The organism is Leisingera sp. ANG-DT (assembly GCF_000813785.1).
Lineage (GTDB): Bacteria > Pseudomonadota > Alphaproteobacteria > Rhodobacterales > Rhodobacteraceae > Leisingera.
This window is the reverse complement of record NZ_JWLE01000040.1, coordinates 1-25,566: the sequence shown is the minus strand read 5'-3', so window position 1 is coordinate 25,566 and position 25,566 is coordinate 1. Positions and strand designations below refer to the sequence as shown.

The window sequence follows — 25,566 nt, the reverse complement described above, 5'->3', positions numbered from 1 at the left end:
AATAAAATTTCTATCATAAACTTTCGGCAAAAGACCGCCCATCGCAACCTATGGCGCGGCAATGAAAAAAGGGCGGCTGCTGCCGCCCCGGTTTCCGGAAATCCACCCCCGGCTCACTTGAAGCTGCGGCTGTCCTTGATCTGGTCCCAGGCCCAGCGGACCTCCTGCAGCTGTTCTTCCTGGCTGCGGTCGCCGCCGTTCATGTCCGGGTGCAGCACCTTGATCAGCTTCTTGTAGGCCTTGCGGATGTCGGCCTTGGACCAGTCGTCCTTGGCCTCCAGGATCTCGATGGCGCGGCGCTCGGTGGGTGGCAGGCGGCGGCCTGCCTTGGCCGCGCGGCCCGGGTTCTGGGTCGCATTGGCGCCCAGCACCTGATGCGGGTCCTCGATGCCCAGCCGTGCCCAGGCGCGCGCCTCCGGGTCGCCCAGCGGCTTGGTCTCGCGCTCCCAGACCTTGTCCTTGGAGCGCTGCGCATTCATCTCTGCCTCGGTGGTGCCTTCAAAGAAGTTCCACTGGTTGTTGTACTCGCGCACATGCTCCTGGCAGAACCAGAAGAAGTCATCCAGCACATCCGGTGCTTTGGGCGCGCGGAACTTGCCGGCCTCCTCGCAGCCGTCCTTGTCGCACACGCGCTGGGACGTCTCGGACGCTCCGCTGGCAGCGCGCCGCCCGCGCGGGTTCTTCTTCTTGGCGGAGCGGACGGACATATCGAAGCCAAAGGGATCGGATTTGCTCATGGGGCGCACCTTCTAGACGCATCTGTTCGACTCGGAGGCAGCAGTTTAGTCTAAGGGGCGCCAGATTGAAGGGGGCGCAGGCAAAAAAGATGGGGATGAGCGGAAAATGAGCGTTCAGCAGGAAATGGAAGCGGCGCTGCAGGCGGCCTTTGCGCCAACCGCACTGGAAGTGGTCAACGAAAGCCACAAACACGCGGGCCACGCGGGCGATGACGGCTCCGGCGAGAGCCATTTTGCGGTGCGAATCCGTGCCGGGGCCTTTCAGGGCATGAACCGGGTGCAGCAGCACCGCGCGGTGCATAAGGCGCTGGGGGACATCGTGCCGCGCATCCACGCGCTGGCGCTGGATATCGGCGCCTGAGACCAAAGAGCGGCGGGCAATCTGCCCGCCCTGTGAAGCAAGGCGCCAAACGGGTGGGCAATCTGCCCGCCATTCCAATGCTTTACTTGTCGTTGCCGTCTTTAAGGCCGGCCCGCGCCTTCAATGCCGCGGTCATGCCGGAGACTGGGCTCAGCTCCTCAACGCCGTCATCAGCCTGCATCTTTGCGGCACCGGGGCCAGGCACCTGTTCCGCTTCCGGCGGTGCCTCAGGGTCGCCTGCAGCCGCCGTCAGTCGAGGTGTTTCCGGTTCGCTGTGACGGAATTCCACCGACGGTGCGGCAGGCTCCTTGCGGGTGCTCGCGGCCTTCTCAGCAGGCTTGTCCGTCGCCAGCGCGCGGCGGAACACCATCACGTTGCGCCAGTTGGTGGCAGAGCCCATCATGCCGGAGCGCTCCTCGCTCGGCAGCAGCTCGGCGCGCTGGAACTCCCAGCCCTCGGCGGCCATCTCATTGAGCAGGATCTCGATCGAATTGGCAAAGCGCGCCTCCGGTGTCTTCACGCCCTTGGCCTTGGTGCCCTTGGCCGGGGCGGGGACAACCTTGTATTCAAATGCTTGCATGAAAGTCTCCTGTCTCAGGCCGCAGGTTTAGCGGAATGGGGGGAGCGGTCAAGGGGCAGGGCGTTTGGGCAATGCGCGGTCCTTCGCCGTTTTCCGGCGCGGAAAACGGCCCGGAAAACACGTGTTTTCCGAGCCGGAATTTTCGCAGAATTCCGGTTTCTGGGCTGTTTCAGCCCTCTGACGTCGCCATCTGCACCAGGGTCAGACAGACCTCCGTGGCTTTGGCCATGTCCTGCACCGAAATCCACTCCAGCGGCCCGTGCACATTCTGCATGCCGGTGAAGATATTGGGTGTCGGCACCCCGAATTCAGTCAGGCGCGATCCATCTGTGCCGCCGCGGATCGGGGCAGAGATCGGTTCGATCCCATGCGCGCGGCAGGCCGCCAGCGCCAGCTCCACCGGCGTCATGTCATTTTCCAGCCAATAGCGCATGTTGCGGTATTGCGGGAAAAACTCACAGGTGATTTCCGCCCGCGGCTCAGTGGCTTGCACCGCCTCGCAGACACTGCGCAGCAGGGTGCCCTTGGCGGCCAGCCCGTCCAGTTCAAAGTCACGCAGGATCAGCTTGATCTCCATCTCCGAAGACCCGCCGTTCATGTCGGTGATGTGGATGAACCCTTCGCGGCCCGCGGTGGTTTCCGGGGTCATGGTGGCCTGCGGCAGGGTCTGCACGATCTTCGCCGCCAGATGCGCGGCGTTGACCATCTTTTCCTTGGCCCAGCCGGGGTGGATCGACACGCCCTTCACCGTCACCACCGCTCGGTCGGCAGAGAAGCTCTCATAGACGATCTCGCCTGCGTCGCCGCCATCCAGCGTATAGGCAAATTCCACGCCCAGGTCCTTGGGCAGCTGCTCGCCGACGCCGCGGCCGATTTCCTCGTCCGGGGTGAAGGCGAGGCGGATCTTCGGATGCTGGATCTCCGGGTTTGCCAGCAAATGCCGGGCCAAGGTCATCACAATGGCAACGCCCGCCTTGTCGTCTGCGCCCAGCAAGGTGAGGCCGGAGGCGGTGATCAGATCATCGCCCTGTTTGGAGGCCAGATAAGGGGATTTCTGCGGCGACAACACCAGGTCCGGATTGTCGGGGAAGGTGATATCACCGCCGTCATACCCTTTGATCACCCGCGGCTTGACGCCGGTGGCATTGAACTGGGGCGCGGTATCCACATGGGCGAGCAGTCCGATGGCCGGCCCCGGCGCTGTGGCGGGAATGGTCGCCAGCACCACGCCGTAATCCGTCAGCGTCACGTCTGCGGCTCCCATCTCCTGCAGCTCCGCCACCAGCAGGTTCAGCATGCCGAACTGGATTTCAGTGCTGGGAGTGGCGGCGGATGTCTCGTCGCTCTGGCTGTCTATGGCGGCGTAGCGGACCAGACGGTCCTCAAGTTCCTGATCGAAATTGGGCTGCATGAAACCTCCGGGATTTTGGCGGGAGGAAAGCCCTTGGCGCGGCGAAGGTCAAGTCGGGGAATTCCGCTGCAGTGGCGGGGAAAGGCACCGCCCGGTGCACAGGGGGTGTACAGGGGGTGCACGCAGGACACCCCCGTTTCCGGCACGAAAAAGGGCGCCGCTTGGGGCGCCCTTCCGGTATCGGATGTGCGGCGGATCAGCCGCCCAGTTTCTTGGCGACCAGCTCGTTCACCGCCTTGGGGTTGGCCTTGCCGCCGGTGGCCTTCATCACCTGGCCGACAAACCATCCCGCCAGCTTCGGGTTCACCTTGGCCTTCTCCACCTGCGCCGGGTTGGCGGCGATGATTTCGTCCAAAGCAGTCTCGATGGCGCCGGTATCCGTCACCTGCTTCATGCCGCGTTCCTCGACGATCTGCGCCGGGTCGCCGCCTTCGGTATAGACGATCTCAAAGAGGTCCTTGGCGATCTTGCCGGAGATGGCGTCAGAGGCGATCAGGTCGATGATGCCGCCCAGCTGGGCCGGAGAGACCGGGGATTCGGTGATCGCGTGGTCTTCTTTCTTCAGGCGGCCGAACAGCTCGTTGATGACCCAGTTTGCAGCCAGCTTGCCGCTGCGGCCCTTGGCGGTTTCCTCAAAGAAGGCCGCCGATTCCACGTCTGCGGTCAGTACCGATGCGTCATAGTCTGAGAGGCCGAAGTCGTTGATGAACCGCGCCTTTTTCTCGTCCGGCAGCTCCGGCAGGTTGGCGGCGATATCATCAACCCAGGCCTGCTCGATTTCCAGCGGCAGCAGGTCGGGATCGGGGAAATAGCGGTAGTCATGCGCTTCTTCCTTGGAGCGCATGGAGCGGGTTTCGCCCTTGTCCGGATCATACAGGCGGGTTTCCTGCTCGACCTTGCCGCCACCCTCGATGATGGCGATCTGGCGGCGCGCCTCGACTTCGATTGCCTGCTGGATAAAGCGCATGGAGTTCATGTTCTTGATCTCGCAGCGGGTGCCGAGGTGGCTGAAGTCCTGGGTTTCCTGGTACTTCTCATACTGGCCCGGCAGGCAGACCGAGACGTTCACGTCGGCGCGCAGGTTGCCGTTCTGCATGTTGCCGTCGCAGGTGCCCAAGTACTGCATGATCTGGCGCAGCTTGGCGATATAGGCCGCCGCTTCCTCCGGTCCCCGGATGTCGGGGCGGGAGACGATCTCCATCAGGCAGACGCCGGTGCGGTTGAGGTCGACAAAGGACATGTTGGGGTCCATGTCGTGGATCGACTTGCCCGCGTCCTGCTCCATGTGGATACGCTCCACCCGCACGTTGCGCGCGGTGCCGTCACCCAGTTCCACCAGCACTTCGCCTTCGCCTACAATGGGATGATAAAGCTGGGAAATCTGGTAGCCCTGCGGCAGGTCGGGGTAGAAGTAGTTCTTGCGGTCAAAGGCGGACCACAGGTTGATATCGGCCTTCAGCCCCAGCCCGGTGCGCACGGCCTGTTCGACGCAGTATTCGTTGATCACCGGCAGCATGCCGGGCATCGCCGCGTCCACAAAGGCCACGTTGGAGTTCGGCTCGGCGCCGAACTTGGTGGAGGCACCGGAGAACAGCTTGGCATTGGAGCTGACCTGGGCGTGCACCTCCATGCCGATGACCAGTTCCCAGTCATGCTTGGCGCCCGCGATCACCTTGGGCTTGGGGAGTTCATATGTCAGGTCGAGCATGGTTTTCCGCCGTATCCGAATGTCAGTTGCAGTGGCATGGTGCGATGTTTCACCGGCACAATGTCATTTTCAGTTGCACAGCGTTCTAGGCCCGGCGGCGCGCAGGGGCAAGAGGGCAGGTGACGGAGAAAATTCTGCGCGGTGCGGATAGCCCTTATTTTGCACGGGCTGCAAGCCCGGGCAGCGCCCGTCCGCCCCCACGGGCGGGCGCTTCGCGTCCACCCTCGGACGGTCGCTGCCCTTCGCAATGGTTCGCTTGGGGCAGATTCAGCCTCTTGGCGGGGTGCATCAGGAGGGCTAGAACTGGCAGCCCGAGCAGTTCAACAGGAGGCCGCCTTGGACACATCCGCCCGCATCAGCCAGACCATTGCCACGGAAATCGGCGCCGCCGCCAAGCAGGTGAGCGCCGCGGTTGCGCTGCTGGATGAAGGCGCCACGGTCCCCTTTGTCGCACGCTACCGGAAGGAGGCAACCGGCGGGCTGGATGACACCCAGTTGCGCACCCTGGCGGAACGGCTGGCGTACTTGCGGGAGTTGGAAGCGCGCCGGGCCGCCATCCTTGAGTCGATCAAGGGGCAGGACAAGCTGACCGATGATCTGGCGGCCTCGATCGCCAAAGCGGAGACCAAGGCGCAGCTGGAAGATATCTATCTGCCTTACAAGCCCAAGCGGCGCACCAAAGCGATGATCGCCAAGGAAAACGGGCTGGAGCCGCTGGCAGATGCCATCCTGGGCGACCGCAGTGCCGATCCGGAGAAGCTGGCGGAAGGGTATATCACCGAGGCCGTGGCCACGGTGAAGGACGCGCTGAACGGCGCGCGGGATATCCTGACCGAGCGGCTGACGGAAAACGCTTCCCTGCTGGGGCGGCTGCGGGAGTTCCTGCAGCGGGAGGCGGTGCTGACCGCTAAGGTGATTGAGGGCAAGGAGCAGGAGGGCGCCAAGTTCTCTGACTATTTTGCGCATTCCGAGCGCTGGGCGGATGTGCCCTCGCACCGGGCGCTGGCGATGCTGCGCGGCTCAAACGAAGGCGTGCTGACGCTGGACGTGGGACCGGAGCCGGAAGAGGGCGTGGCCCGGGCGGAAGGAATGGTCGCGGCGGAGCTGGGCGCGGGCGGTAATGGCCCAGGCGACAAGTGGCTGCGCAAGGTCGCGGGCTGGACCTGGCGGGTGAAACTGAGCCTCTCGATGATGCTGGAGCTGATGGGCGATCTGCGCGGCCGCGCGCAGGAAGACGCCATTCAGGTTTTTGCCCGCAACCTCAAGGACCTGCTGTTTGCAGCTCCGGCCGGTGCGCGGCCGACCCTCGGGCTGGACCCGGGTATCCGCACCGGCGTCAAGGCGGCGGTGGTTGATGCAACCGGCAAGCTGGTGGCGACAGAGACCTTGTACCCGTTCCAGCCGAAGAACGATCTGCGCGGGGCGCAGGTGTCGATTGTGAAACTGATCGCCGAACATGGCGTGGAGCTGATCGCCATCGGCAATGGCACCGCCAGCCGCGAGACCGAGCGGATGGTGGCCGAAGTGCTGAAACATCTGCCTGCCAAGATCAAGGCGCCGACCAAGGTTGTGGTGAGCGAGGCCGGCGCTTCGGTCTATTCCGCCTCCGAACTGGCAGCGCGGGAGTTTCCCGGTCTGGATGTGAGCTTGCGCGGCGCGGTGTCGATTGCCCGGCGCCTGCAGGACCCGCTGGCGGAACTGGTGAAGATCGAACCCAAGAGCATCGGTGTCGGCCAGTACCAGCACGATGTGGACCAGCACAAACTGTCGAAGTCGCTGGAGGCAGTGATCGAGGACGTGGTGAACGCAGTTGGCGTCGACCTCAACATGGCGTCGGCGCCGCTGCTCTCTCATGTCTCGGGCCTTGGCCCCGGCCTGGCGGAGGCGATTGTGGCGCACCGCGACATGAACGGCGCATTCAGCTCGCGCAAGGAACTGCTGAAGGTGGCGCGGCTTGGCCCCAAGGCGTTTGAGCAATGCGCGGGCTTCCTGCGCATCCGCGACGGCAAGGAGCCGCTGGATGCGTCCTCGGTCCACCCCGAAAGTTACGGTGTGGCGCGCAAGATCGTCGCTGCCTGCGGGCGCGATATCCGCCAGATCATGGGCGACGGCGCATCGCTCAAGTCCCTGCGGGCGGAGGATTTTACCGGCGGGGACGTCGGCCTGCCCACCGTGCGCGACATTTTCCAGGAACTGGAAAAACCGGGCCGCGACCCGCGCCCGTCTTTCGTCACGGCCTCTTTCAAGGACGGGGTGGAGGAGATTACCGACCTGAAGCCTGGCATGGTGCTGGAGGGCACAGTGACCAATGTCGCGGCCTTTGGCGCATTCGTCGACATTGGCGTGCATCAGGATGGTCTGGTGCATGTGAGCCAGCTGGCCGACCGGTTTGTGAAGGACCCGCATGAGGTGGTGAAGACCGGCCAGGTGGTCAAGGTCACGGTCACCGAGGTGGATGTGCCGCGCAAGCGGATCGGGCTGACGATGAAGAAGGACGGGGGCGCCTCAGCCAAGGAGGAGCGGAACGCCCGCGGCCCGGCCAAGGGCGCGGGACCGCGCCGTGGCGGCAAGCCGGGCGGGCATCAGGGAGGCGGCAAGGGCAGGACGCCTGCCGCACCCAAGGGCGGCCAGAGCCGTGATCAGGGTTCCGGCCAAGGCACAGGGGCGCTGGGCGCGGCATTGATGGATGCCTTCAAGAAGAAATGATGGAACGGGGCCGCGGCCCCGTTTTTCTATTTAAAACAAAAGCTTCAAGCTGAAGTGAGCTGCAGGCCTTGTTCTGTAAAGGCAACCTGCTGGCCGTTTTCGATTTCCTCACGGAACTGGGCGGCAATTGCTTGCAGCGCGCCGGCGTGACCGCGGGCGGCGAAGCGGCTGACCGAGCGGATGCGGGTGCTGTTGTCGAAGCCTTCCTCTGCGTGGGCCCAGACCAGCGGGTGCAATTCGCTCAGGTGATCGCGGATCAGCCAGTTTGCGGCCTCAGCGATCTTCAGCCTCTGCCTGTCACCCTGCGGGTCCCGGTCCGGCCCCTTGGGCAGGGCAACGGTGCAATAGGCGGTCAGCAGGTTGATCATCTCCTGCGAGGGGTTGGCCCGCACGATGTCGCGCAGCCCGTCCAGAAAGAACTGGGTGTCGACGCGGGCGCAAGCCTGATCGTCGATGGAGATGGCGTCAAAATAGACCCAAGCGTAGCCGCCTGCGCCCCAGGTCTGTTCGGTGCGGGCAGCGGTGCGGCGGGCTTCCAGCTCCAGCGCGGCATAGGAGCCTGAAGCGCCGGGCAGCATCTGTGTGCCAAGCGCGCGCATGTGGCGGTGGTTGCCGGGGGCCAGATCAATCAGCGCGCTGTAGGCGTCTGCCACCTGCATGGTGCCGCTGCGGCGGCCGGCATAGAGCGCGCATTGCGCCGCCAGCAGGAACGGGCTGTTCTGGCTGGCCTGCGCAATCGGGTCCAGCAGGGCCGCGGCACGGTCGAAGTGAGCGGCGCAGCGGCGCTGGTTCGGGGGGGGCGTATCCTGCCCGCCGGTACCGCGCCAGGCCCAGCCGATATCGATATGGGCCAGCGCCACCAGGGCTGTCAGATACGGATCGTGGCGGTTCTCTGCCCGCAGCGCCTCAAACGCCATCAGGCCACGGATCAGGGCGCGGCTGCCGGCGTTTTGGCTTTCGGCCAGGGCATGTTCGGTTGCGGTCACCACATCGGCGCGGGCGCCATAGGCGATGAGATCGGCCAGCGGCAGGCCGCATCGGGCGGCGGCGCGGGTCTCGTCAGCGTCGCGGATCTGCTGCGACAGATCTTCCCACAGCTCCTGGCGGGCCAGGAATTGGCCGCGGTCCTGGGCCGCGATGCACTCGGGGTCGCCGTGTTCGCTGCGGACCGGGATGGACAGGCTGTCTTCGAGCCGCCGTGCCGGATTCTGACCGGCAGCGGCAGGGGCTGGTGAAGGGGCTGGGACCTGGCGCGCAGCAGGCCGGGACCGGCTGGATACCAGGCCTGATATGCGGGACAGAAGATCCCGTGCCTGTCGAGACTGTGTGAGCATTTGTGCTTCCTGATACGTGGCAGCTTATCGTTGTTCACAGTTTCGTCAGGCAATGGGGCGCAAAGATGGCGGCACTGAGGAAGTTAACGCGCTTGGGCGGTTAACCGCGCAAGGCTGTTTAAAATCCAAAATGGTTTTGCCGCGCGATTGACGGAGGGCTTTCAGAACGCCGTGAAATGGTGGCGTTCCGTGCGGATGCCGCGCTTCTGAAATTCTGCATCGGCCTCGGCGTGCGGCGGGGTGGCCTCCTGCGGCAGGCGGATTCGCTTTCCGTTGCGCAGGACCAGCGTCGCGCGCACCGAGAAGTCCCAGCGGGTGTCGAACCGCACGTGGTCTATCTCATCCAGCTGCGCCTGTCCGGTCAGCTTGCCGGTGAACCACTCAATCCGGTCTTGGGAAATATTCAGCCCGGACAGCGGGTTGCGGATCAGGTCCGCAATGGCAGGCAGAACGGGAAGTGCCAGAAGGATCACCAGCCACAGGGCGGCGTCCAGCACCAGCCACAGCACCAGAAGGGCAGCCAGCCAGCCGCCCGTTGCAATAATGGCCGCCCGGGAGCGGCCCCGGCGGGAGAAGCTATAGTCCTCCGCCGGGACTGGTGTGACAGGCGTTTCAGGCATCCAGGATCCGGGTCACCATTTCATTGGTGTCACGGCTGAGGCCTTCTGTATCCGCAATACGTGTCAGCTGGGCGCGGATCATCGACTGGCGCCCTGCATCATAGCGCTTCCAGGTCTGGAACGCTGCGCACATGCGGGCAGTGGTCTGCGGGTTCAGCCTGTCCAGCGCGATCAGGTTGTCGGCCAGCAACTGATAACCCTCGCCGCTGGAATGGTGGAAGCCCGCGTGATTGCCGGCCAGCGCCCCCATCACCGCACGGAAGCGGTTTGGGTTCTTCATGTCGAACAGCGGGTGTTTGGTAAGCGCCGCAGCGGTTGCAGCTGTCTTCTCCGGCGCGGCGCAGGCGATCTGCAGGGCAAACCACTTGTCCATCACCAGCCGGTCGTCCTGCCATTGATCAAAGAACGCCTGGCTTTGCGTTTCGCCGTTCTCCGCCTTCATCAGGGCAGCCAGCGCGGCAGACTGCTGGGTCATGTTGTCGGCAGAGGCATACTGGCGCGCGGCCCGTTCGCCGCCGTCGAGCCGGGTCAGCAGCGACAGGATGCGGCCATTCAGGGCGCGTTTGCCGGCGCTTTCGGCATCCGGGGAATAGGGGCCTTCGACGGTGGTGGCTGCATAGAGCCGGGGCAGGCTGGTTTCCAGTTGCTGCGCCAGGGTCTGGGCGAAGGTCTCCGCCGCGTCGTAGATCTTCTGCGGATCGGGGGTATAGCCGCGCTCATGCAGGGTTTGGGCAATGTCCGACTGGCTGGGCGGCGACAGCACCAGGGCGCGGAACGCCGGATCCTGATCGTCGTCGCGCACCAGTTTTTCCAGCGCGTCGAGATAGGCGGCTTCGGGCGCGGCCCCGTCCAGCACCATCGCCACGCGGGTTTCTTTGGCCAGCGCATTGCCGGCCTCCCAGCGGTTGAACGGGTCGGTGTCGTGGGCCAGCAAAAAGGCGCGTTCGGCGTTGGTGGTCTCGCGCTCCAGGATCACCGGGGCGGAGAATTCACGCAGGATAGAAGGAACCGGCTTGGAGGCGAGGCCGCCGAAGGTGAAGCTCTGCTTGGCTTCGGTCAGTTCCAGCACCTCAGTTGCGCGCACCTCGTCGCCGTTGGGGGACAACAGGCCCACAGCCATCGGAATGACCCGCGGCGCCTTGTCCGGCTGGCCCGGCGTCGGCGGCGCCGATTGCTCAAACGTCAGGGTATAGGTGCCGTCGGCGTAGTCTTCCGTGACCTTGACCCGCGGAGTGCCCGCCTGGCTGTACCACAGTTTGAACTGGCTGAGGTCGCGACCGGTGGCATCCTCGAACACTTTCAGCCAGTCCTCGATGGTGCAGGCTTGGCCGTCGTGGCGCTCGAAATAGAGCTTCAGAGCCTTGTAGTAGTTGTCATCGCCCACCAGCCGCTTCAGCATGCCAATCACCTCGGCGCCTTTTTCATAGACGGTCGCGGTGTAGAAGTTGTTGATCTCCTGGAAGGCTTCCGGGCGCGGCGGATGGGCGAGGGGGCCGTTGTCCTCGGGGAACTGGCGGGCGCGGAGCGTAATCACGTCGTCGATCCGTTTCACCGGCTCAGAGCGCATGTCGGCAGTGAACTGCGCGTCGCGGAAAACGGTCAGCCCTTCTTTCAGGCACAGCTGGAACCAGTCGCGGCAGGTGATGCGGTTGCCGGTCCAGTTGTGGAAATACTCATGGGCGATGATCGCCTCGATGCGTTCGAAATTGGCATCCGTGGAGGTTTCGGGCGAGGCCAGAACGCAGGAGGAGTTGAAGATGTTCAGCCCTTTGTTCTCCATCGCGCCCATGTTGAAGTCGTCGACGGCGACGATGTTGAACAGCTCCAGGTCATATTCCAGGCCGTAGACGTCCTCGTCCCATTTCATCGACTTCTTCAGCGCCTCCATGCCAAAGGCGCATTTGCCTTCGTCGCCGGGGCGGACCCAGATGTTCAGCTCCACCTCCTTGCCGGATTTGGTAGTGAAGCTGCCGGGATGGTTCACCAGATCGCCGGCCACCAGCGCAAACAGATAAGCCGGTTTCGGCCAGGGGTCGTGCCATTCGGCCCAGCCTTCGCCCTGGCCCATGGGATTGCCGTTTGACAGCATCACCGGCTCGTCGCCCTCAATCCGCACGGTGAAGGTGGACATCACGTCGGGGCGGTCGGGGTAATAGGTGATCTTGCGGAAGCCCTCGGCCTCGCATTGGGTGCAGTACATGCGGTTGGACATGTAGAGGCCTTCCAGCGCGGTATTGCCGGCTGGGTTGATCTCCACCTCGGCTTCCCAGGTGAAGGGGGCGCTGGGCACATCGCATTTCAGGCCACCCTCGACCAGTTCCGGGGTCACCGCCTGGCCGTCGATTTTGGCCGAGATCAGCTGCAAATCCTCGCCGTGCAGGAAGAAGGTCTTATTTGCCGCGTCCGGTTTCGGGGCAAAGCGTATTTTGCTCAGGACGCGGGTGGTTTCCGGTGCCAGGCGGAAGGTCAGGTGAACGCTTTCGACGTCAAACCCAAAGGGCGTGTAGTCTTTCAGGTAGAAGGTCTGGGGCGTGTCTTTGGCCATTCTCGTTCTCCTCTGCACTGCTTCTTTTCAGGTGTAGAGGATAGGGGCGGGACTGCAAGCGGATTGGCGGTTGAGATGCGGCTTCCGGAAAATCCGCAGCACTTTCTTGAAAATCAAGAAATTGAGTTCGGTTTCACAAGGCGCCTGTTTTGTTGCCGATCGGAAACCTCTATCCTAGACAGGTGTCAGCATACAGTGGTGTACCGCCGGAAGGAGCAGAGCATGAACCGGGTCGAAAAACAGGGAATTCAGGTTGCGCCGGAGCTGGCGGAGTTCATCGAGAAACAGGCGCTTCCAGGCAGCGGGATCGAGGTGGATGCTTTCTGGAAAGGCCTGGCGGAACTTGTGAACACCTTTGGACCGGAAAACCGGGCGCTGCTGGCCAAGCGGGAAGAGATCCAGGCCAAAATCGACGCCTGGCATATCGCCAACCGCGACAAGCCGCATGACCACGACGCCTACAAGGCGTTTCTGACAGAGATCGGCTACCTGCTGCCGGAGGGTGGCGATTTTGAGATCGAAACCCAGAACGTGGACCCGGAGATTGCCAAGGTGCCGGGGCCGCAGCTGGTGGTGCCGATCACCAATGCCCGATACGCGCTGAACGCGGCCAATGCGCGCTGGGGCAGCCTTTATGACGGGTTCTATGGCACTGACGCGATGGGCACTCCGGCCCCCAAGGGCGGCTATGACAAGGGCCGCGGCGCGCGGGTTGTGGCGCGGGCGCGGGTGTTCCTGGATGAGGCATTTCCGATCAATGGCGCCAGCCACGCCGACGTGCGCCGCTATCACGTGCAGGATGGCCAACTGCTGATCGACGACCTGCCGCTGGCGCAGCCGGAGAAATTTGCAGGCTACCGCGGCAACCCCAAGGCGCCCGAAGCCGTGCTGCTGCGCAACAATGGCCTGCATGTGGAACTGGTGTTTGACCGCGCCCACGCCATCGGCGCCCGCGATCAGGCCGGTCTGGCCGATGTGCGGCTGGAAAGCGCGATGTCGGCGATCATGGACTGCGAGGATTCGGTCGCCTGCGTCGATGCCGCGGACAAGGTGCAGGCCTATTCAAATTGGCTGGGCCTGATGAAGGGCGATCTGGAGGCGGAACTGGAGAAGGGCGGCAAGACTATCACCCGCCGCCTGAACCCGGACTTCGGCTATACCGCACCGGACGGCTCTGCCATGTCGGTGAAAGGCCGCGCCCTGTTGTGGGTGCGTAATGTCGGCCACCTGATGACCAACCCGGCGGTGCTGGATCAGGACGGAAACGAGGCATACGAGGGCCTGCTGGACGCGCTGATCACCGTGATGATCGCCAAACACGACCTGAAGCGCGAGGGCGGCAACTCTGCCCATGGCTCTGTCTACGTGGTGAAACCCAAGATGCACGGGCCGGAGGAAGTGGCGTTCACTGACCGCATCTTCGGCAAGGTCGAGGATATCCTGGGCCTGCCGCGCCACACCGTGAAAATCGGCATCATGGATGAGGAGCGCCGCACCTCGGTGAACCTCAAGGAATGCATCCGTGCCGCCAAGCACCGGGTGGCCTTCATCAACACCGGCTTCCTCGACCGCACCGGTGACGAGATCCACACCTCGATGGAGGCGGGGCCGTTCAGCCGCAAGGATTTCATCAAGCGCAAGGGCTGGATCGGCGCCTATGAGAACCTGAACGTCGACATTGGCCTGGAATGCGGGTTGTCCGGCAAGGCGCAGATCGGCAAGGGCATGTGGGCGATGCCCGACATGATGGCGGCGATGCTGGAGCAGAAGATCGAGCATCCGAAATCCGGCGCCAATTGCGCCTGGGTGCCGAGCCCGACTGCCGCCACACTTCACGCGCTGCATTACCACAAGGTGGATGTGCTGGCGGTGCAGGCCAAGCTGAAAGAGGGCGGCCGCCGCGCCCATGTGGACGGTATCCTGGAAATCCCGCTGGCCACCTACCGCAAATGGACCCCGCGCCAGATTGCCCGCGAAGTGGACAACAACGCGCAAGGCATCCTGGGCTATGTGGTGCGCTGGGTGGATCAGGGCGTCGGCTGCTCCAAGGTGCCGGACATCAATGATGTCGGCCTGATGGAGGACCGCGCCACCTGCCGGATTTCGGCGCAGCACATCGCCAATTGGCTGCACCATGGCGTCGTCTCGGAAGAGGAGGTGATGGGCTCTTTGCGCAAGATGGCCAAGGTGGTGGATGAGCAGAACCGCGGCGACAATACCTACCGCGCGATGGCACCGGGGTATGACACCATCGCCTTCAACGCGGCCTGCGATTTGGTCTTCAAGGGGCGGGTGCAGCCCTCCGGCTATACCGAGCCGGTGCTGCACGCCCGGCGGCTGGAGTTGAAGGCCCAGGAAGCCGCGGCCTGACCGCGGCAAACTGACCGGATGAAACAGTTTCCCCGCAAAAAGGGGTAGTCAAAAGGGGCCTTTTGGCCTCCTTTTCTGTTCCGTAACGTCAGGAGAGGAGGCTGAACTGATGGCTGGGATTTCACTGGAGCAGGCGCGCACCATCATCCGCGTGGCGCTGGAGAAGGGGCATGAGCTGAACCTGAAACCGCTGTCGGTAGTGGTGCTGGACGCTGGCGGCCATGTGCAGGCATTTGAGCGTGAAGACGGCGCCGCGCCGGGCCGCTTTCCGATTGCGCACGGTAAGGCCTATGGCTCGGTGATGCTGGGAATGGCCGGCAGCGCCCAGATGGCGCGGGCAGAGGCGCAGTCCTATTTTATGGCAGCGGTGAACGGCGTTTACGGCGGCCAGGTGGTGCCGGTGCCCGGCGGTGTGCTGGTGCGCGGTGCCGATGGTGCAGTGATCGGAGCGGTCGGCGTGACCGGCGATACCTCGGACAACGACGCCATTGCGGCTGTGGCGGGCATCGAAGCTGCGGGCCTCAAGGGCGAAATCTGAAAAAGTGCCCCTCCCGCAGGGACGGGAGGGGCTGCTCTGCAAGCGGTCTTACTGCCCTAAACTAAGGGCAGGAGGGGAAGGCCGCTATTAGGGCAGGATTACGGTGTCGATCACATGGATGACGCCGTTTGCGGTTTCGATATCTGCGGTGGTGACCGAGGCGTCATTGATCTTGACGCCGCCGTTCAGGGACACCGTGATTTCCTTGCCCATCACGGTTTCCGCTTTCATTCCATCGCTCAGATCCGACGACATCACTTTGCCCGGCACCACGTGGTAGGTGAGGATCTGGGTCAGCTGCTCGCGGTTCTCCGGCTTGAGCAGGTTTTCGACCGTGCCTTCGGGCAGGGCGGCAAAGGCTTCATCGGTGGGCGCGAACACCGTGAACGGCCCGTCGCCCTTGAGCGTGCCCACCAGGTCTGCGGCGGTCAGCGCGGCGGCCAGGGTTTCAAAACTGCCGGCTTCAACTGCAGTGTCGACAATGTCCTTGGATGCGGCAGGCGCGGCGGCAGGCAGGGCCAGGCCGATGGCGATTGCGAGAGCTGTCAGGGAAGGGCGGTTAAACATCTTGGATGATCCTTTCTGTCACTGGCAGGAGCGGAAAGCCCCTTGGTGAATGCAGCATTTCATGCAAGAATTTTGCATACAGTGCACATTTGTGTGATGTGCATGATTTTTGCATGATGTTAAAATCAAGAGCGCAAGTTTGCTCTGGAGGTGAAACCGTGAACCGGACAGCGCTGTCAGACACCCTGCAGGACGGGCTGGAGGCCTACCGAATCGGTCCGAAAGTACGGGCCCTGCGCCTGGCCAAGGACATGGGGCTGGCGCAGCTGGGCGAGCATACCGGCCTTTCGGCAGCCATGCTCTCGCGGATCGAGCGCGGGCAGGTGTTCCCGACACTGGCAACGCTGCTGCGCATCGCCTTGGTGTTTGGCGTCGGACTGGATCATTTCTTTGGACCCGGAGAGGAAGAGCCGGTGTTTGAGGTGGTGCGGGCGCGCGACCGCCTGAAACTGGGGGACAAGACCGACGGGCCGGTGTCCTACCTGTTTGAAAGCCTGGACTTCCCGGTCTCAAAAAGCCGGTTTCAGGCCTATCTGGCGGAGTTTCCGGCAACGGCGATGCAAAGCAAGCCGCACAGCCATGAAGGCGCGGAGATGCTTTATGTCATCGAGGGCAGCCTGCAACTGTCCATTCATGGCAAAACTGAAGTTCTGCAGAAGGGCGACTCGGTCTATTTCGATGCGGGTTTCGAACACAGCTACCGGGCTGCAGACGGCCAGAGATGCAAGGTGATCACCGTCGTGTCCGGCGGCAATGCGGCAGGCCAGGAGGGCAGCTGAGGCGGAGGCGTGTGCGCATGTGAACAATCTGTTGCGCCGCAGGAACTGTTGAACCCGGGCAGTGGCAGAGCTAGGTTTTTCTCTAGGACAAGGATTTACAGGCAGATCATGGCGCGACCCAAAGTAGGCATCATCGGCAATTCATATCTGCTGAACGATCAGTACCCCGTGCATGCGGGCGGGACGATGAATTCCGAGGCAATCGCCGAGGTGGCGGGCTGCATGCCGCTGATGATCCCCTCGGACCCGCGGTTCGTTACGGTGGCGGAACTGCTGGATACGTTCGACGGTTTTCTGCTGACCGGCGGGCGGCCCAACGTGCATCCCAACGAATACGGCGAGGCCGAGACAGAGGCGCATGGCGCCTTTGACCGGGCACGCGACGCGATCACCCTGCCGCTGGTGCGTGCCTGCGTGGAGCGCGGCCAGCCGTTCTTGGGTATCTGCCGAGGTTTCCAGGAGGTGAACGTGGCGATGGGTGGCACATTGCACCCGGAAATCCGCGACTTGCCGGGGCGGATGAACCACCGGATGCCGCCGGACGGCACGCTGGAAGAAAAATTCGCCCTGCGCCACACAGTCAAATTCAGCTCCGGCGGGGTGTTTCACCGCCTGTTCGGTGCTGAGGAAGTGATGACCAACACCCTGCACGGCCAGGGCATCAAGCGTCCCGGCGCGCGGGTTGTCATCGACGGCCACGCGCCTGATGGCACGCCGGAAGCGGTCTATATCAAGGACGCGCCGGGGTTCACCCTGTCGGTGCAATGGCATCCGGAGTGGGAGGCGGCGGCGGACCCGGTTTCGCGGCCGCTGTTCGAAGCCTTTGGCGCTGCAGTGCAAGCCTGGGCCGCAGGCGGCCCGCAGGCTGGTCTTCAGAAGACGGCATAGGGTTCTTTCATGACACAAGATGGTGCAGGCGGCGCGGCCTCGGGGCAGCGGGCGTTCACTGTCAGGCGCGGCAGGGCTGAAGATGCAGCCGCACTGGCGGATGTATTCCATTCAGCGGTGCATGGCCTTGCCAGCCGCCATTATACTCCGGAGCAGATTGCCGCCTGGTGTCCGGAGGTTCCGCCGGTGGAGCTGTTCCGGCAGCGGGTTTGCGATGGCCGCAAGCTGTGGGTGGCCGCGGACAAGGCGGATGTTGCTGCGGCCTTCATCGACCTGGAGGCAGACGGCCATATCGACATGCTGTTCTGCCATCCGCGGGCTGCGGGGCAGGGCGTTGCAGCAGCCTTGTACGGGCAGTTGGAGGCCGCAGCGCAAAGGCAAAGGCTGGTGCAGTTATACGTGAATGCCAGCGAGGCCGCGCGCGGGTTCTTTGAGCGGCAGGGGTTTGCCGTTGAACGGCGGCGTGAGGTGGAGCGCCGCGGTGTGACGCTCCACAACTACCGCATGGTGAAACCGCTCGCCTGAGAATTTGCGGCCCGCCCCGGCAGGGCAGGCCGCGCAGGTGTCAGATCAGCAGATCGAAGTCATGCATCAGCGGCAGCCGCCGGGCGCGTTTGCCGGTGAGGTCAAAGAGCGCATTGGCCAGCGCCGGAGCCGCTGGCGGGGTGCCGGGCTCGCCTGCGCCGCTGATATGCGATTGCTCTTCCAGAATGCGCACCTCCACTTCAGGCATCGTGTGCATGCGGATGGCGTCGTAGTCGGGGAAATTCCCTTGCTCCGCCGCACCTTCGGCAAAGGTGATCTCGCCGAACATGGCAGCTGACAGCCCATAGGCCATGCCGCCGAACATCTGTGCTTCCAGGTTCTGCGGATCCAGCGCAATGCCCAGGTCGGCGGCGATCCAGGCCTTCCTGAGGCGGATCAGACCGCCTTCCGCCGTCACCTCGATCACCTGTGCCACGGGCGTGCCGAAGCTATAGGTCATGGCAACGCCCCGGCCCACGCCGTCAGGCGTCTTGCCGGTCCAGCCGGACATCTCCTTGACCGCTTCCAGCACCTTGGCTGCAGGTGCCCATTCCTGGCGTGTGAGGGCCAGCCGGAATTCCAGCGGATCGGCTCCGGCCGCATGGGCCATCTCGTCCATGAAGCTTTCCATGAAGAAGCCGTTGAAGGACGCCCCGACAGACCGCCAGGCGCCGATCGGGACCTGCAGGTCCGCGGCGTGGCCGCGGATGCGGTAGTTGGGGATGCCGTAGGGCTGGTTGAAGGCGCCGTCGACAAGTGTTGTGTCGGGACCCGCAGGTGTCATGCCGAACCAGCGGCTCATCAGCTGCGGGGTCAGCGCTTGGCTGGCGATCTGACCGTCCAGCAGGACCGCGCTGCCGTCCTTCACCGCGCCCCGCATCCGGGCCATGGCACCGGGGCGGTAGAAATCATGGGTCATGTCTTCTTCCCGGCTCCAGGTGAGCTGTACCGGGGTGCCCGGCATCTGCCGCGCCAGCTTGGCGGCATAGACCGAGAAGTCCATCTCGCCGCGCCGCCCGAAGCCGCCGCCCATCAGAGAGGTGTTCACTTCGACCTGTTCAGGGTCGATCCCCAACGCATCGGCGCAGTGGTTGCGGGTGAGAAGCGGCCCCTGGTTGCCGCTCCAGAGCTGCAGTTTGCTGCCGTCGTAGAGTGCGGTGGCGTTCAGCGGCTCCATCGTCGCGTGGGCCAGGAAGGGCACCTCGTATTCGGCGGAGACTTCCTGCGCCCCTTGGGGAAGTGCGGAGACATCGCCATCGTCGCGCAGGGTGGAGTTCGGCTCAGCGTCAAAGGCCGCGCGGATGGCGTCCTGAATTTCCGCTTGCGTGTCCGGAATGGGGGCAGGCCCCCAGTCTGCGGCGACCGCCTCGGCGGCCTGGATGGCGAGCCATGTGTTGTTTGCAACCACGGCAAAGGCATTGCCCAGGTCCACAACTTGTTCGACGCCCGGCATCTGCAGCGCTTCGCTGGCATCAAAGCCGTTCATTGTGCCGCCAAGGTGGGGGTTCGCCTTGAGGGCCGCGAACTTCATCCCCGGCAGGCGGACGTCGATGCCGAACTTAGCGGTGCCGGTGGCCTTGCCGGGCATGTCCACACGCGGCTGCGCCTTGCCCAGCAACTTCCATTCGCTGCGGTGGCGCAGCTGGGCTTCGACCGGTTCCAGCCCGGCGGCCTCAGCAGCCAGATCGGTATAGGCAATCTCGATGTTGGCGGGGGCAATCACTTTGCCGTCCCTGGTCGACAGCTGGCTGCTGGCAATGCCCAGCCGGTTGGCGGCGGCAAGCTTCAGCGTTTCCCGGGCAGAGGCGCCCGCGGCCCGCATCCGCTCATATCCGTCCTTCATGGAGGACGAACCGCCAGTGACCTGCATATCCATCAGCTTGCCCGCATGGCCAAGCGCCTCGCCCAGCGAATGTATGAACCGCGACTTGTCGTAGCCTTTGGATGGGATCACTTCCCCCAGCAAGGCGGAGTTGTAATAGGCGGTGGCGGCAGGGCCGTGGATGACCTCCACCTGATCCAGCGTCACGTCCAGCTCTTCGGCGATCAATGCGGCCCAGGTGGTGTGCACGCCCTGGCCCATCTCGGCGCGTGGGGCAATCAGGGTGATCTTTTCGTTTGAGATCATCACAAACGGGTTGAAGGCCGCTTCGCCTTCCGCCGGTTTCAACGGGTTCGGGGCAGGGCGGCTGACATAGTAGGCGCCGAAAGCAACGCCGCCGACAATAGCGGCAGAGCCGATCAGGAAGCTGCGGCGGGCAATTTTCTTGAAACTGGCCATAGGTTACGCCTCCTGCATCTTCTGGGCGGCAGAATGGATGGCTGCGCGGATGCGCGGGTAGGTGCCGCAGCGGCACAGGTTGCCCTGCATCGCCTCGTCAATCTCCGCGTCCGAGGGGGCCGGGTTCTCTGCCAGCAGGCTCGCCGCCTGCATGATCTGGCCGGACTGGCAATAGCCGCACTGGGCTACCTGATGCTCCACCCAGGCCTGCTGGATTGCCGCCATCGCGTCCGGCGTGCCAAGGCCCTCGATCGTGGTCACCTCTCCCCACACGTCCGAAAGCGCCACCTGGCAGGAGCGTACTGCCTCGCCGTCAATATGCACGGTGCAGGCGCCGCAGGCAGCCACGCCGCAGCCGAACTTGGTGCCGGTGAGGCCGACCTCATCCCGCAGAACCCAGAGGAGGGGCACATCATCAGGCAGATTCACCTGATGGGTTTTTCCATTGATGCGCAGGTCTGTTGGCATGGCGGGACTCCGTTGCTGTGCTTCTGACAAAAATAACGAGTTTTGTCAGGGTGTCAATTGACATTTTTAACAAACAATGTCAGAAGCGGAAACATGAACATGGCAGGCATTGATCCGAAACAGCAGGCAATCCTCGAGGCCGCCTGGATGGCGTTCTCAACTTACGGATTCCGCAAGACCTCGATGGATGACATCGCCAAGGGCGCGGGCATGTCTCGGCCTGCGCTGTATCTGCATTTCAAGAACAAGGACGCGATTTTCCGGGCGCTGGTGGCCGCCTATTACGGCAACGCGGCTGCCGGGGTGCGGGCGGCGCTGGCGGAACCGGGGCCGCTGCCGGAGCGGCTGCTGGCGGCCTTCCAGGGCCAGGCCGGGGAGGGCGTGCAAATGATGATGTCCTCACCGCACGGGATGGAGCTGTTCGAGATCACCAAAAGCGTTGCGGGCGAAGTGATCGCCGAGGGCGAGGCTGCCCTCAGCGGGATCTATGCGGATTGGCTGAAGCAGGAGGCTGCGGCCGGGCGGGCGGTGCTGAGCGGCGAGGCGTCGGTGATTGCCCGGACCCTCTGCGCCTCATTGAAGGGGATCAAGCAAACTGCCGCGGATTACGAGGCTTACCAGGACGGGGTGCGCCAGCTGGCGGCCCTTGCCGGGGCGGGGCTGACGCCGCGGTGAGGCGGGCCGGAGTATCCGACCCGCCGAAGTTTCAAAGCTCGGTGCGCAGGTGCCACAGCTCGGGGAACAGCTCCACCTCCAGCATCCGTTTCAGATAGCTGACGCCGCCAGTGCCGCCGGTGCCGCGCTTGAAGCCGATGACGCGCTCCACCGTGGTCACATGGTTGAAACGCCAACGGCGGAAGTAGTCCTCGAAATCCACCAGTTTTTCGGCCAGCTCATAGAGCTCCCAATGGGTTTCCGTGTCGCGGTAGACCTCGGTCCAGGCGGCCTGCACCGCTTCATGCGGGTGATAGGCCTCCGACACATCCCGGTTCACCACCTCGTCCGGCAGTGCAAAGCTCTGCCCCAGCGCCTTCAGCGCCACATCATAAAGCGACGGCTGCTTCAGTTCCGCCTCCAGCAGCGCCAGAATGTCCGGGCGGTGGGCGTGCGGGCGCAGCATCGCCTTGTTGCGGTTGCCGAGCATGAATTCGATCTGCCGGTATTGATGGGACTGAAAGCCGGAGCTTTGGCCCAGCTCATCCCGGAACGCAGTATAGTCCGAGGGTGTCATGGTGCGCAGAACATCCCAAGCGGAATTGAGCTGCTCAAAGATGCGCGCCACCCGCGCCAGCATCTTGAACGCCTGCCGCGCCTGACCGCCCAGCAGCCGCTCGCGGGCGGCGCTCAGCTCGTGAATGGCCAGCCGCATCCACAGTTCTGACGTCTGGTGCTGAATGATGAACAGCATTTCGTCATGGGTATTGGTCCATGTCTTCTGCGCGTTCAGCAGCATGTCGAGCGACAGGTAATCGCCATAGGACATGCGCCCGTCAAAGGACATCTGGGCGCCGTCTTCGGCGGGATCATAGGGTTGTGTCATCGGATCATTCCTTTTCCTAAATGCAGTATATGTCAGGGAAAGGAATGCGTCCTCCGGTTCAGGGTGCCGCATTGAGCCAGGCGGCGCCACAGCGCGACCCAGCCCGCCGGGCGGCAGAGCGGCAGATGGTATGCGCGGCGCAGGCGCATCAGGTGACCGCGTGGCGGACCATGTATTCCGGCCGGTCCCACAGGGCGTTGGTCATGACATCCGTGATGATCTCAGCCGCCGTGCGCACGTCACCCTCGTCGATATACAGCGGGGTGAAGCCGAACCGCATGATATCCGGCGCCCGGAAATCGCCGATCACGCCGCGGGCGATCAGCGCCTGCATCGCGGCATAGCCCTCGTCGAACTTGAACGACACCTGGCTGCCGCGGAACGCAGGGTCACGGGGTGAGGCCAGCTCCAGCTGCGGGCAGCTTTCCTCAACCAGGGCAATGAACAGGTCGCACAACTCAATGGACTTGGCGCGCACCGCGTCCATCTCCGCCATGTCCCAGATATCCATCGCCGCCTCCAGCGCGGTCAACTGCAGGATCGGCGGGGTGCCGACGCGCATCCGGTCGATGCCTTGGCCCGGGCGGTAGTCGAGGTCGAAAGCAAAGGGTGCCTCATGCCCCAGCCAGCCCGACAGCGCCGGGCGGGCGGTCTCCGCGTGGCGCGGCGAGACATAGATGAAGGCCGGCGCGCCAGGGCCGCCATTAAGGTACTTGTAGGTGCAGCCAACCGCAAAATCCGCCTGGCACCCGGCCAGATCCACCGGAACGGCACCGGCAGAATGGGCCAGATCCCAGACCGTCAGAACGCCATGGGCATGGGCCTTTTCAGTCAGCGCCTTCATGTCGTGCTTGCGGCCGGTGCGGTAATCCACCTCGGTGATCATCAGCACCGCGATCTCATCGGTAATGGCATCTTCAACCGCTTCCGGGTCCACCACCCGCAGCTCATAGTCCGGCCCCAGCGACTTCAGCAGCCCGCTGGCCATATAGAGGTCGGTTGGGAAGTTGCCGTTGTCCGACAGCACCACCTTGCGGCCCGGGTTCAGCTCCAGCGCCGAGGCAACCGCCTGGTAGACCTTGATCGACAGCGTGTCGCCCATCACCACATGGCCCGGCTCCGCCCCGATCAGCCGCCCGATCCGGTCTCCCAGCGCCTTGGGCTTGTCCATCCATCCAGCCTTGTTCCAGCCGGTGATCAGCATCTGGCCCCATTCGTCCTGCATCATCGCCCCGACGCGGTCTTTGGCAGCGCGGGGCAGGGGGCCGAGCGAGTTGCCATCCAGATAGATCACACCTTCGGGCAGGTCGAACATCGCCTTGGTTGCGGCAAAATCGGTCATGGAGGGCCTCGCGTCTGATGGGTATTTTAAGCTTGAAGCTTTTCCGGTTTGCTATCCTATCCGGGCCGCTCTGTCCAGTACCTAGCCGCTGGCGGGCTGCGGATCCGGTATTCCGAACTCGGCGCGTTTCTTCTTTGACAGCTTTGCAGTGACCATCTGATAGGACAGTGTGATTTGATCTTTCAGTTCCGCATCCGTCAGCCCGTTTTCATCAAACTGCTGCAGCCATTTCATGCCCCGCGACGCCAGATAGGGCGCCGGTCGGACCCCGGGGCGCTCTTGCAGCACCTCATAGGCGATGTCGCCGGCCTTGAAGGTGAAGGCATCCCTGCCATCGGCCCAGCCGCAGACGGCGAACAGCTTGCCGCCCGCCTTCCAGACGTCTGCGTTGCCCCATTGAACCACATGTTCGGCTGCAGGAAAGGTGGCGCAGAACTCATTGAAATCCTTGCGGTCCATCACATCTGCCCGCCCGAGATTTCGATGCACTGGCCGTTGACCGATCCGGACCCGGGCCCGCAGAGCCACAGGGCGGCGGCGGCCACTTCCTCCGGCTCGATCAGCCGCTTGTGGCGGTTGGCATTGACCATCACGTCCAGTGCCTCCACCGCGCTCATACCGGCGCGCTGGGCGATGGAGGTGATGTTGCGCTCCACAATCGGGGTGTCCACGTAGCCGGGGCACAGCGCGTTGAAAGTGAAGGGAGTGCCCAGGTAATCCTCGCTGAGGGCGCGGGTCAGCCCGACCAGCCCGTGTTTGCTGGCGGTGTAGCAGGCGCCGCCCTTCAGCCCGCGCAGGCCCGCGACAGATGAGACGGTAATAACCCGCCCCCAATCGGTCTGCCGCATTGACGTGAAGCACTCGCGGATGGTCAGGAAGGCACCGTCCAGGTTGGTTGCCATCATGTTGCGCCAGAACGCCATCGAGGTCTTGTGCAGCGCCGCGCCTTCGGCAACGCCGGCATTGGCGACGCAGATCTGGACCGGGCCGCGGGCCTCCACCGCCACGTTCACTTTGGCCGCCACATCCTCTTCGTCGCGCACGTCCATTACCAGCGGATGCAGCCCTTCTGTTGCAGCATCCTCCAGCACTTCCTGCCTGCGTCCGGTAATGGTGACCTGCGCCCCCTCCGACGCCAAGGCCCTGGCAATTGCCAGCCCGATCCCGGTGCCGCCGCCGGTCACCAGCGCGTGTTTGCCTTGCAAAGTCATGATATCCGGCCTCCCTGTTTTCCGGTCAGCCTATCGTGGGGCGGCCATCTGGCAAGACCGTCGTGCCGTCACGGCCGCTTTGGGGGACGAAATACGTGTTTCTGAGGCGGCCGCGCAGGCAACCGGGCTGCGGATGCCAAACAGTACACGAAGAAATACATAGGCATCCGGACGAAACTATGCAGGATCATGCCGCAAGCGGGAACGGATTCGCCGTTTTCGCGGCATGTGGGGCAAATTGTCCTTTTCTTTCAATCCCGGCCAAAGCGGGCTGGACGAGCAGGCCGGTTAAAGGAAGGTTGCCCGCGATGCGTGGTGTTTCAAACAGATGTCTGCAAGAGGGCAGAGCGTGATGCGGTGGCTGGATGTGCCGCCGGTCTGGCTGGCTGTCTTTGTTGCCGCGGCTTGGCTGCAAGCGGACCATTTTGCTCTGGGTCTTTCCTTTGGCGGCGCCTGGGCGGAATTTCTGGCGGGCATCCTGACCGGCGGCGGCATCCTGCTGGCGCTGCTGGCGATCACCGAAATGCGGCGCCAGAAAACCACCGTGATCCCGCACCAGACACCCAGCCGGCTGGTGCAATCGGGCATCTTCAGCCGCAGCCGCAACCCGATCTACCTGGGCGATGTGCTGATCCTGGCGGGGCTCATCCTGTGGTTCGATGCGGTGCTGTCGCTGCCACTGATCCCGGTCTTCCTGTGGCTGCTGGAAAAGCGGTTTGTCATTCCGGAGGAAAACCGGATGCGGCGCGAATTCCGGGCGGACTGGGCCCGGTACGAGCAAAAGGTGCGCCGTTGGGTGTGACGTCAATGCGGCAATGCGGCATGACTTCGCGGCATTGCGGCAAAATCCTTGCGCAACAAAATTGCGCAATGTAGAGAGAATTATTCTGATCTGAACCCGGGCGTTGCTGGCACGGGCGAGACGAGGGGGACCAAGAAGGTGAAACTAGGTACACCAAAAGAAACATTCCCAGGCGAGAACCGTGTTGCGATGACGCCGGAGTCTGCGGTTCAGCTGCAGAAGCTGGGGTATGAGTGCGCGATTGAGGCCGGGG

At 63.6% G+C, this 25,566-nt stretch carries 24 protein-coding genes; 10 read left to right on the top strand and 14 right to left on the bottom strand.

All coding sequences use genetic code 11. The features are described 5' to 3' along the window. Positions 1–113: 113 nt before the first annotated feature. Positions 114–737, bottom strand: a complete 624-nt coding sequence (locus RA21_RS20400) for a DnaJ domain-containing protein (protein ID WP_039152212.1) — start codon at positions 735–737, stop codon at positions 114–116. 106 nt (positions 738–843) lie between these two features. Between RA21_RS20400 and RA21_RS20395 the strand changes: the two genes are divergently transcribed. Next, positions 844–1,098: a BolA family protein gene (locus tag RA21_RS20395; RefSeq protein ID WP_039152211.1), complete on the top strand. Its 255-nt coding sequence runs from the start codon at positions 844–846 to the stop codon at positions 1,096–1,098. Positions 1,099–1,180: 82 nt separating this feature from the next. On the opposite strand, the gene RA21_RS20390 is transcribed toward RA21_RS20395, so the two are convergent. The 3 genes from RA21_RS20390 to gatB all read right to left on the bottom strand — a co-directional run bounded on the left by RA21_RS20390 (position 1,181) and on the right by gatB (position 4,797). After that, positions 1,181–1,678, bottom strand: a complete 498-nt coding sequence (locus RA21_RS20390; RefSeq protein WP_039152209.1) for a DUF4177 domain-containing protein — start codon at positions 1,676–1,678, stop codon at positions 1,181–1,183. Positions 1,679–1,847: 169 nt separating this feature from the next. After that, positions 1,848–3,089: a peptidase T gene (gene pepT, locus RA21_RS20385; RefSeq protein ID WP_039152207.1), complete on the bottom strand. Its 1,242-nt coding sequence runs from the start codon at positions 3,087–3,089 to the stop codon at positions 1,848–1,850. Positions 3,090–3,285: 196 nt separating this feature from the next. Continuing rightward, positions 3,286–4,797 carry an Asp-tRNA(Asn)/Glu-tRNA(Gln) amidotransferase subunit GatB gene (gene gatB / locus RA21_RS20380; protein WP_039152206.1) on the bottom strand — a complete coding sequence of 504 codons (1,512 nt, stop codon included), beginning with the start codon at positions 4,795–4,797 and terminating at the stop codon, positions 3,286–3,288. Positions 4,798–5,133: 336 nt separating this feature from the next. On the opposite strand from gatB, the gene RA21_RS20375 reads away from it, so the two are divergent. Further along, positions 5,134–7,503, top strand: a complete 2,370-nt coding sequence (locus RA21_RS20375; RefSeq protein ID WP_039152204.1) for a Tex family protein — start codon at positions 5,134–5,136, stop codon at positions 7,501–7,503. Positions 7,504–7,547: 44 nt separating this feature from the next. Here RA21_RS20375 and RA21_RS20370 read toward each other — a convergent pair whose 3' ends face one another. The 3 genes from RA21_RS20370 to pepN all read right to left on the bottom strand — a co-directional run bounded on the left by RA21_RS20370 (position 7,548) and on the right by pepN (position 12,002). Beyond that, on the bottom strand, positions 7,548–8,837 hold the full coding sequence (locus RA21_RS20370; protein WP_039152202.1) for a hypothetical protein: 1,290 nt from the start codon (positions 8,835–8,837) through the stop codon (positions 7,548–7,550). A gap of 161 nt (positions 8,838–8,998) precedes the next feature. Next, entirely contained in the window at positions 8,999–9,457 is a 459-nt protein-coding gene (locus tag RA21_RS20365) for a hypothetical protein (protein ID WP_039152200.1), read from the bottom strand. Continuing rightward, positions 9,450–12,002 (bottom strand): aminopeptidase N, encoded by a 2,553-nt coding sequence (gene pepN / locus RA21_RS20360; protein WP_039152198.1) that lies wholly within the window; start codon positions 12,000–12,002, stop codon positions 9,450–9,452. Before pepN ends, RA21_RS20365 begins: the two co-directional genes overlap by 8 nt. A gap of 222 nt (positions 12,003–12,224) precedes the next feature. Here pepN and RA21_RS20355 point away from each other — a divergent pair, with 222 nt between their 5' ends. Continuing rightward, a complete protein-coding gene (locus RA21_RS20355) occupies positions 12,225–14,372 on the top strand; it encodes a malate synthase G (protein ID WP_039152241.1) in 2,148 nt (715 codons plus the stop codon). Between the two features lie 109 nt (positions 14,373–14,481). After that, entirely contained in the window at positions 14,482–14,910 is a 429-nt protein-coding gene (locus RA21_RS20350; protein WP_039152196.1) for a GlcG/HbpS family heme-binding protein, read from the top strand. 87 nt (positions 14,911–14,997) lie between these two features. Here RA21_RS20350 and RA21_RS20345 read toward each other — a convergent pair whose 3' ends face one another. Further along, positions 14,998–15,477: a fasciclin domain-containing protein gene (locus tag RA21_RS20345; RefSeq protein ID WP_019296835.1), complete on the bottom strand. Its 480-nt coding sequence runs from the start codon at positions 15,475–15,477 to the stop codon at positions 14,998–15,000. Between the two features lie 158 nt (positions 15,478–15,635). Here RA21_RS20345 and RA21_RS20340 point away from each other — a divergent pair, with 158 nt between their 5' ends. From RA21_RS20340 to RA21_RS20330, 3 genes are all read left to right on the top strand, one after another. Further along, positions 15,636–16,256, top strand: coding sequence for a helix-turn-helix domain-containing protein (locus RA21_RS20340; RefSeq protein WP_152610600.1), 621 nt, complete (start codon positions 15,636–15,638; stop codon positions 16,254–16,256). Positions 16,257–16,364: 108 nt separating this feature from the next. After that, positions 16,365–17,144: a gamma-glutamyl-gamma-aminobutyrate hydrolase family protein gene (locus RA21_RS20335; protein WP_019296833.1), complete on the top strand. Its 780-nt coding sequence runs from the start codon at positions 16,365–16,367 to the stop codon at positions 17,142–17,144. 9 nt (positions 17,145–17,153) lie between these two features. After that, entirely contained in the window at positions 17,154–17,669 is a 516-nt protein-coding gene (locus RA21_RS20330) for a GNAT family N-acetyltransferase (RefSeq protein WP_039152194.1), read from the top strand. Positions 17,670–17,709: 40 nt separating this feature from the next. Here the strand turns inward: RA21_RS20330 and RA21_RS20325 are convergent, their stop codons facing one another. Both RA21_RS20325 and RA21_RS20320 read right to left on the bottom strand, forming a co-directional pair. Then, entirely contained in the window at positions 17,710–19,950 is a 2,241-nt protein-coding gene (locus RA21_RS20325) for a xanthine dehydrogenase family protein molybdopterin-binding subunit (protein ID WP_039152192.1), read from the bottom strand. A 3-nt stretch (positions 19,951–19,953) separates the two neighbouring features. Continuing rightward, complete coding sequence (locus RA21_RS20320) at positions 19,954–20,418, bottom strand: (2Fe-2S)-binding protein (RefSeq protein WP_019296830.1); 465 nt, start codon at positions 20,416–20,418, stop codon at positions 19,954–19,956. Between the two features lie 93 nt (positions 20,419–20,511). Between RA21_RS20320 and RA21_RS20315 the strand changes: the two genes are divergently transcribed. Further along, the gene (locus tag RA21_RS20315; RefSeq protein ID WP_039152190.1) at positions 20,512–21,093 is read left to right on the top strand and encodes a TetR/AcrR family transcriptional regulator; all 582 of its coding nucleotides are present in this window, start codon (positions 20,512–20,514) and stop codon (positions 21,091–21,093) included. Positions 21,094–21,124: 31 nt separating this feature from the next. Here the strand turns inward: RA21_RS20315 and kynA are convergent, their stop codons facing one another. The 4 genes from kynA to RA21_RS20295 form a co-directional block, all read right to left on the bottom strand. Beyond that, entirely contained in the window at positions 21,125–21,958 is an 834-nt protein-coding gene (kynA, locus tag RA21_RS20310; RefSeq protein ID WP_039152189.1) for a tryptophan 2,3-dioxygenase, read from the bottom strand. A 148-nt stretch (positions 21,959–22,106) separates the two neighbouring features. After that, positions 22,107–23,300 carry a kynureninase gene (kynU, locus tag RA21_RS20305; protein ID WP_039152187.1) on the bottom strand — a complete coding sequence of 398 codons (1,194 nt, stop codon included), beginning with the start codon at positions 23,298–23,300 and terminating at the stop codon, positions 22,107–22,109. Positions 23,301–23,381: 81 nt separating this feature from the next. Then, a complete protein-coding gene (locus RA21_RS20300) occupies positions 23,382–23,759 on the bottom strand; it encodes an MmcQ/YjbR family DNA-binding protein (protein WP_039152185.1) in 378 nt (125 codons plus the stop codon). Continuing rightward, positions 23,759–24,511, bottom strand: a complete 753-nt coding sequence (locus tag RA21_RS20295; protein ID WP_039152183.1) for an SDR family NAD(P)-dependent oxidoreductase — start codon at positions 24,509–24,511, stop codon at positions 23,759–23,761. The genes RA21_RS20300 and RA21_RS20295 overlap by 1 nt, the downstream gene beginning before the upstream one ends. A gap of 352 nt (positions 24,512–24,863) precedes the next feature. On the opposite strand from RA21_RS20295, the gene RA21_RS20290 reads away from it, so the two are divergent. After that, positions 24,864–25,313, top strand: a complete 450-nt coding sequence (locus tag RA21_RS20290; protein WP_039152181.1) for a methyltransferase family protein — start codon at positions 24,864–24,866, stop codon at positions 25,311–25,313. Positions 25,314–25,403: 90 nt separating this feature from the next. Further along, positions 25,404–25,566 (top strand): hypothetical protein (locus RA21_RS23275; protein WP_446720201.1); only part of this gene is annotated, 163 nt, incomplete at its 3' end.

Excerpts from the sequence above, each read along its gene's own strand:
- RA21_RS20370 (WP_039152202.1), bottom strand. The coding sequence starts at position 8,837 with ATGCTCACACAGTCTCGACAGGCACGGGATCTTCTGTCCCGCATATCA.
- RA21_RS20355 (WP_039152241.1), top strand. The coding sequence starts at position 12,225 with ATGAACCGGGTCGAAAAACAGGGAATTCAGGTTGCGCCGGAGCTGGCG.
- RA21_RS20300 (WP_039152185.1), bottom strand. The coding sequence starts at position 23,759 with ATGGACCGCAAGGATTTCAATGAGTTCTGCGCCACCTTTCCTGCAGCC.
- RA21_RS20350 (WP_039152196.1), top strand. The coding sequence starts at position 14,482 with ATGGCTGGGATTTCACTGGAGCAGGCGCGCACCATCATCCGCGTGGCG.
- RA21_RS20400 (WP_039152212.1), bottom strand. The coding sequence starts at position 737 with ATGAGCAAATCCGATCCCTTTGGCTTCGATATGTCCGTCCGCTCCGCC.
- RA21_RS20345 (WP_019296835.1), bottom strand. The coding sequence starts at position 15,477 with ATGTTTAACCGCCCTTCCCTGACAGCTCTCGCAATCGCCATCGGCCTG.
- RA21_RS20390 (WP_039152209.1), bottom strand. The coding sequence starts at position 1,678 with ATGCAAGCATTTGAATACAAGGTTGTCCCCGCCCCGGCCAAGGGCACC.
- RA21_RS20335 (WP_019296833.1), top strand. The coding sequence starts at position 16,365 with ATGGCGCGACCCAAAGTAGGCATCATCGGCAATTCATATCTGCTGAAC.
- RA21_RS20295 (WP_039152183.1), bottom strand. The coding sequence starts at position 24,511 with ATGACTTTGCAAGGCAAACACGCGCTGGTGACCGGCGGCGGCACCGGG.
- RA21_RS20315 (WP_039152190.1), top strand. The coding sequence starts at position 20,512 with ATGAACATGGCAGGCATTGATCCGAAACAGCAGGCAATCCTCGAGGCC.
- RA21_RS20320 (WP_019296830.1), bottom strand. The coding sequence starts at position 20,418 with ATGCCAACAGACCTGCGCATCAATGGAAAAACCCATCAGGTGAATCTG.
- RA21_RS20330 (WP_039152194.1), top strand. The coding sequence starts at position 17,154 with ATGACACAAGATGGTGCAGGCGGCGCGGCCTCGGGGCAGCGGGCGTTC.
- pepN (WP_039152198.1), bottom strand. The coding sequence starts at position 12,002 with ATGGCCAAAGACACGCCCCAGACCTTCTACCTGAAAGACTACACGCCC.
- kynA (WP_039152189.1), bottom strand. The coding sequence starts at position 21,958 with ATGACACAACCCTATGATCCCGCCGAAGACGGCGCCCAGATGTCCTTT.
- RA21_RS20325 (WP_039152192.1), bottom strand. The coding sequence starts at position 19,950 with ATGGCCAGTTTCAAGAAAATTGCCCGCCGCAGCTTCCTGATCGGCTCT.
- kynU (WP_039152187.1), bottom strand. The coding sequence starts at position 23,300 with ATGACCGATTTTGCCGCAACCAAGGCGATGTTCGACCTGCCCGAAGGT.
- pepT (WP_039152207.1), bottom strand. The coding sequence starts at position 3,089 with ATGCAGCCCAATTTCGATCAGGAACTTGAGGACCGTCTGGTCCGCTAC.
- RA21_RS20290 (WP_039152181.1), top strand. The coding sequence starts at position 24,864 with ATGCGGTGGCTGGATGTGCCGCCGGTCTGGCTGGCTGTCTTTGTTGCC.
- gatB (WP_039152206.1), bottom strand. The coding sequence starts at position 4,797 with ATGCTCGACCTGACATATGAACTCCCCAAGCCCAAGGTGATCGCGGGC.
- RA21_RS20395 (WP_039152211.1), top strand. The coding sequence starts at position 844 with ATGAGCGTTCAGCAGGAAATGGAAGCGGCGCTGCAGGCGGCCTTTGCG.
- RA21_RS20365 (WP_039152200.1), bottom strand. The coding sequence starts at position 9,457 with ATGCCTGAAACGCCTGTCACACCAGTCCCGGCGGAGGACTATAGCTTC.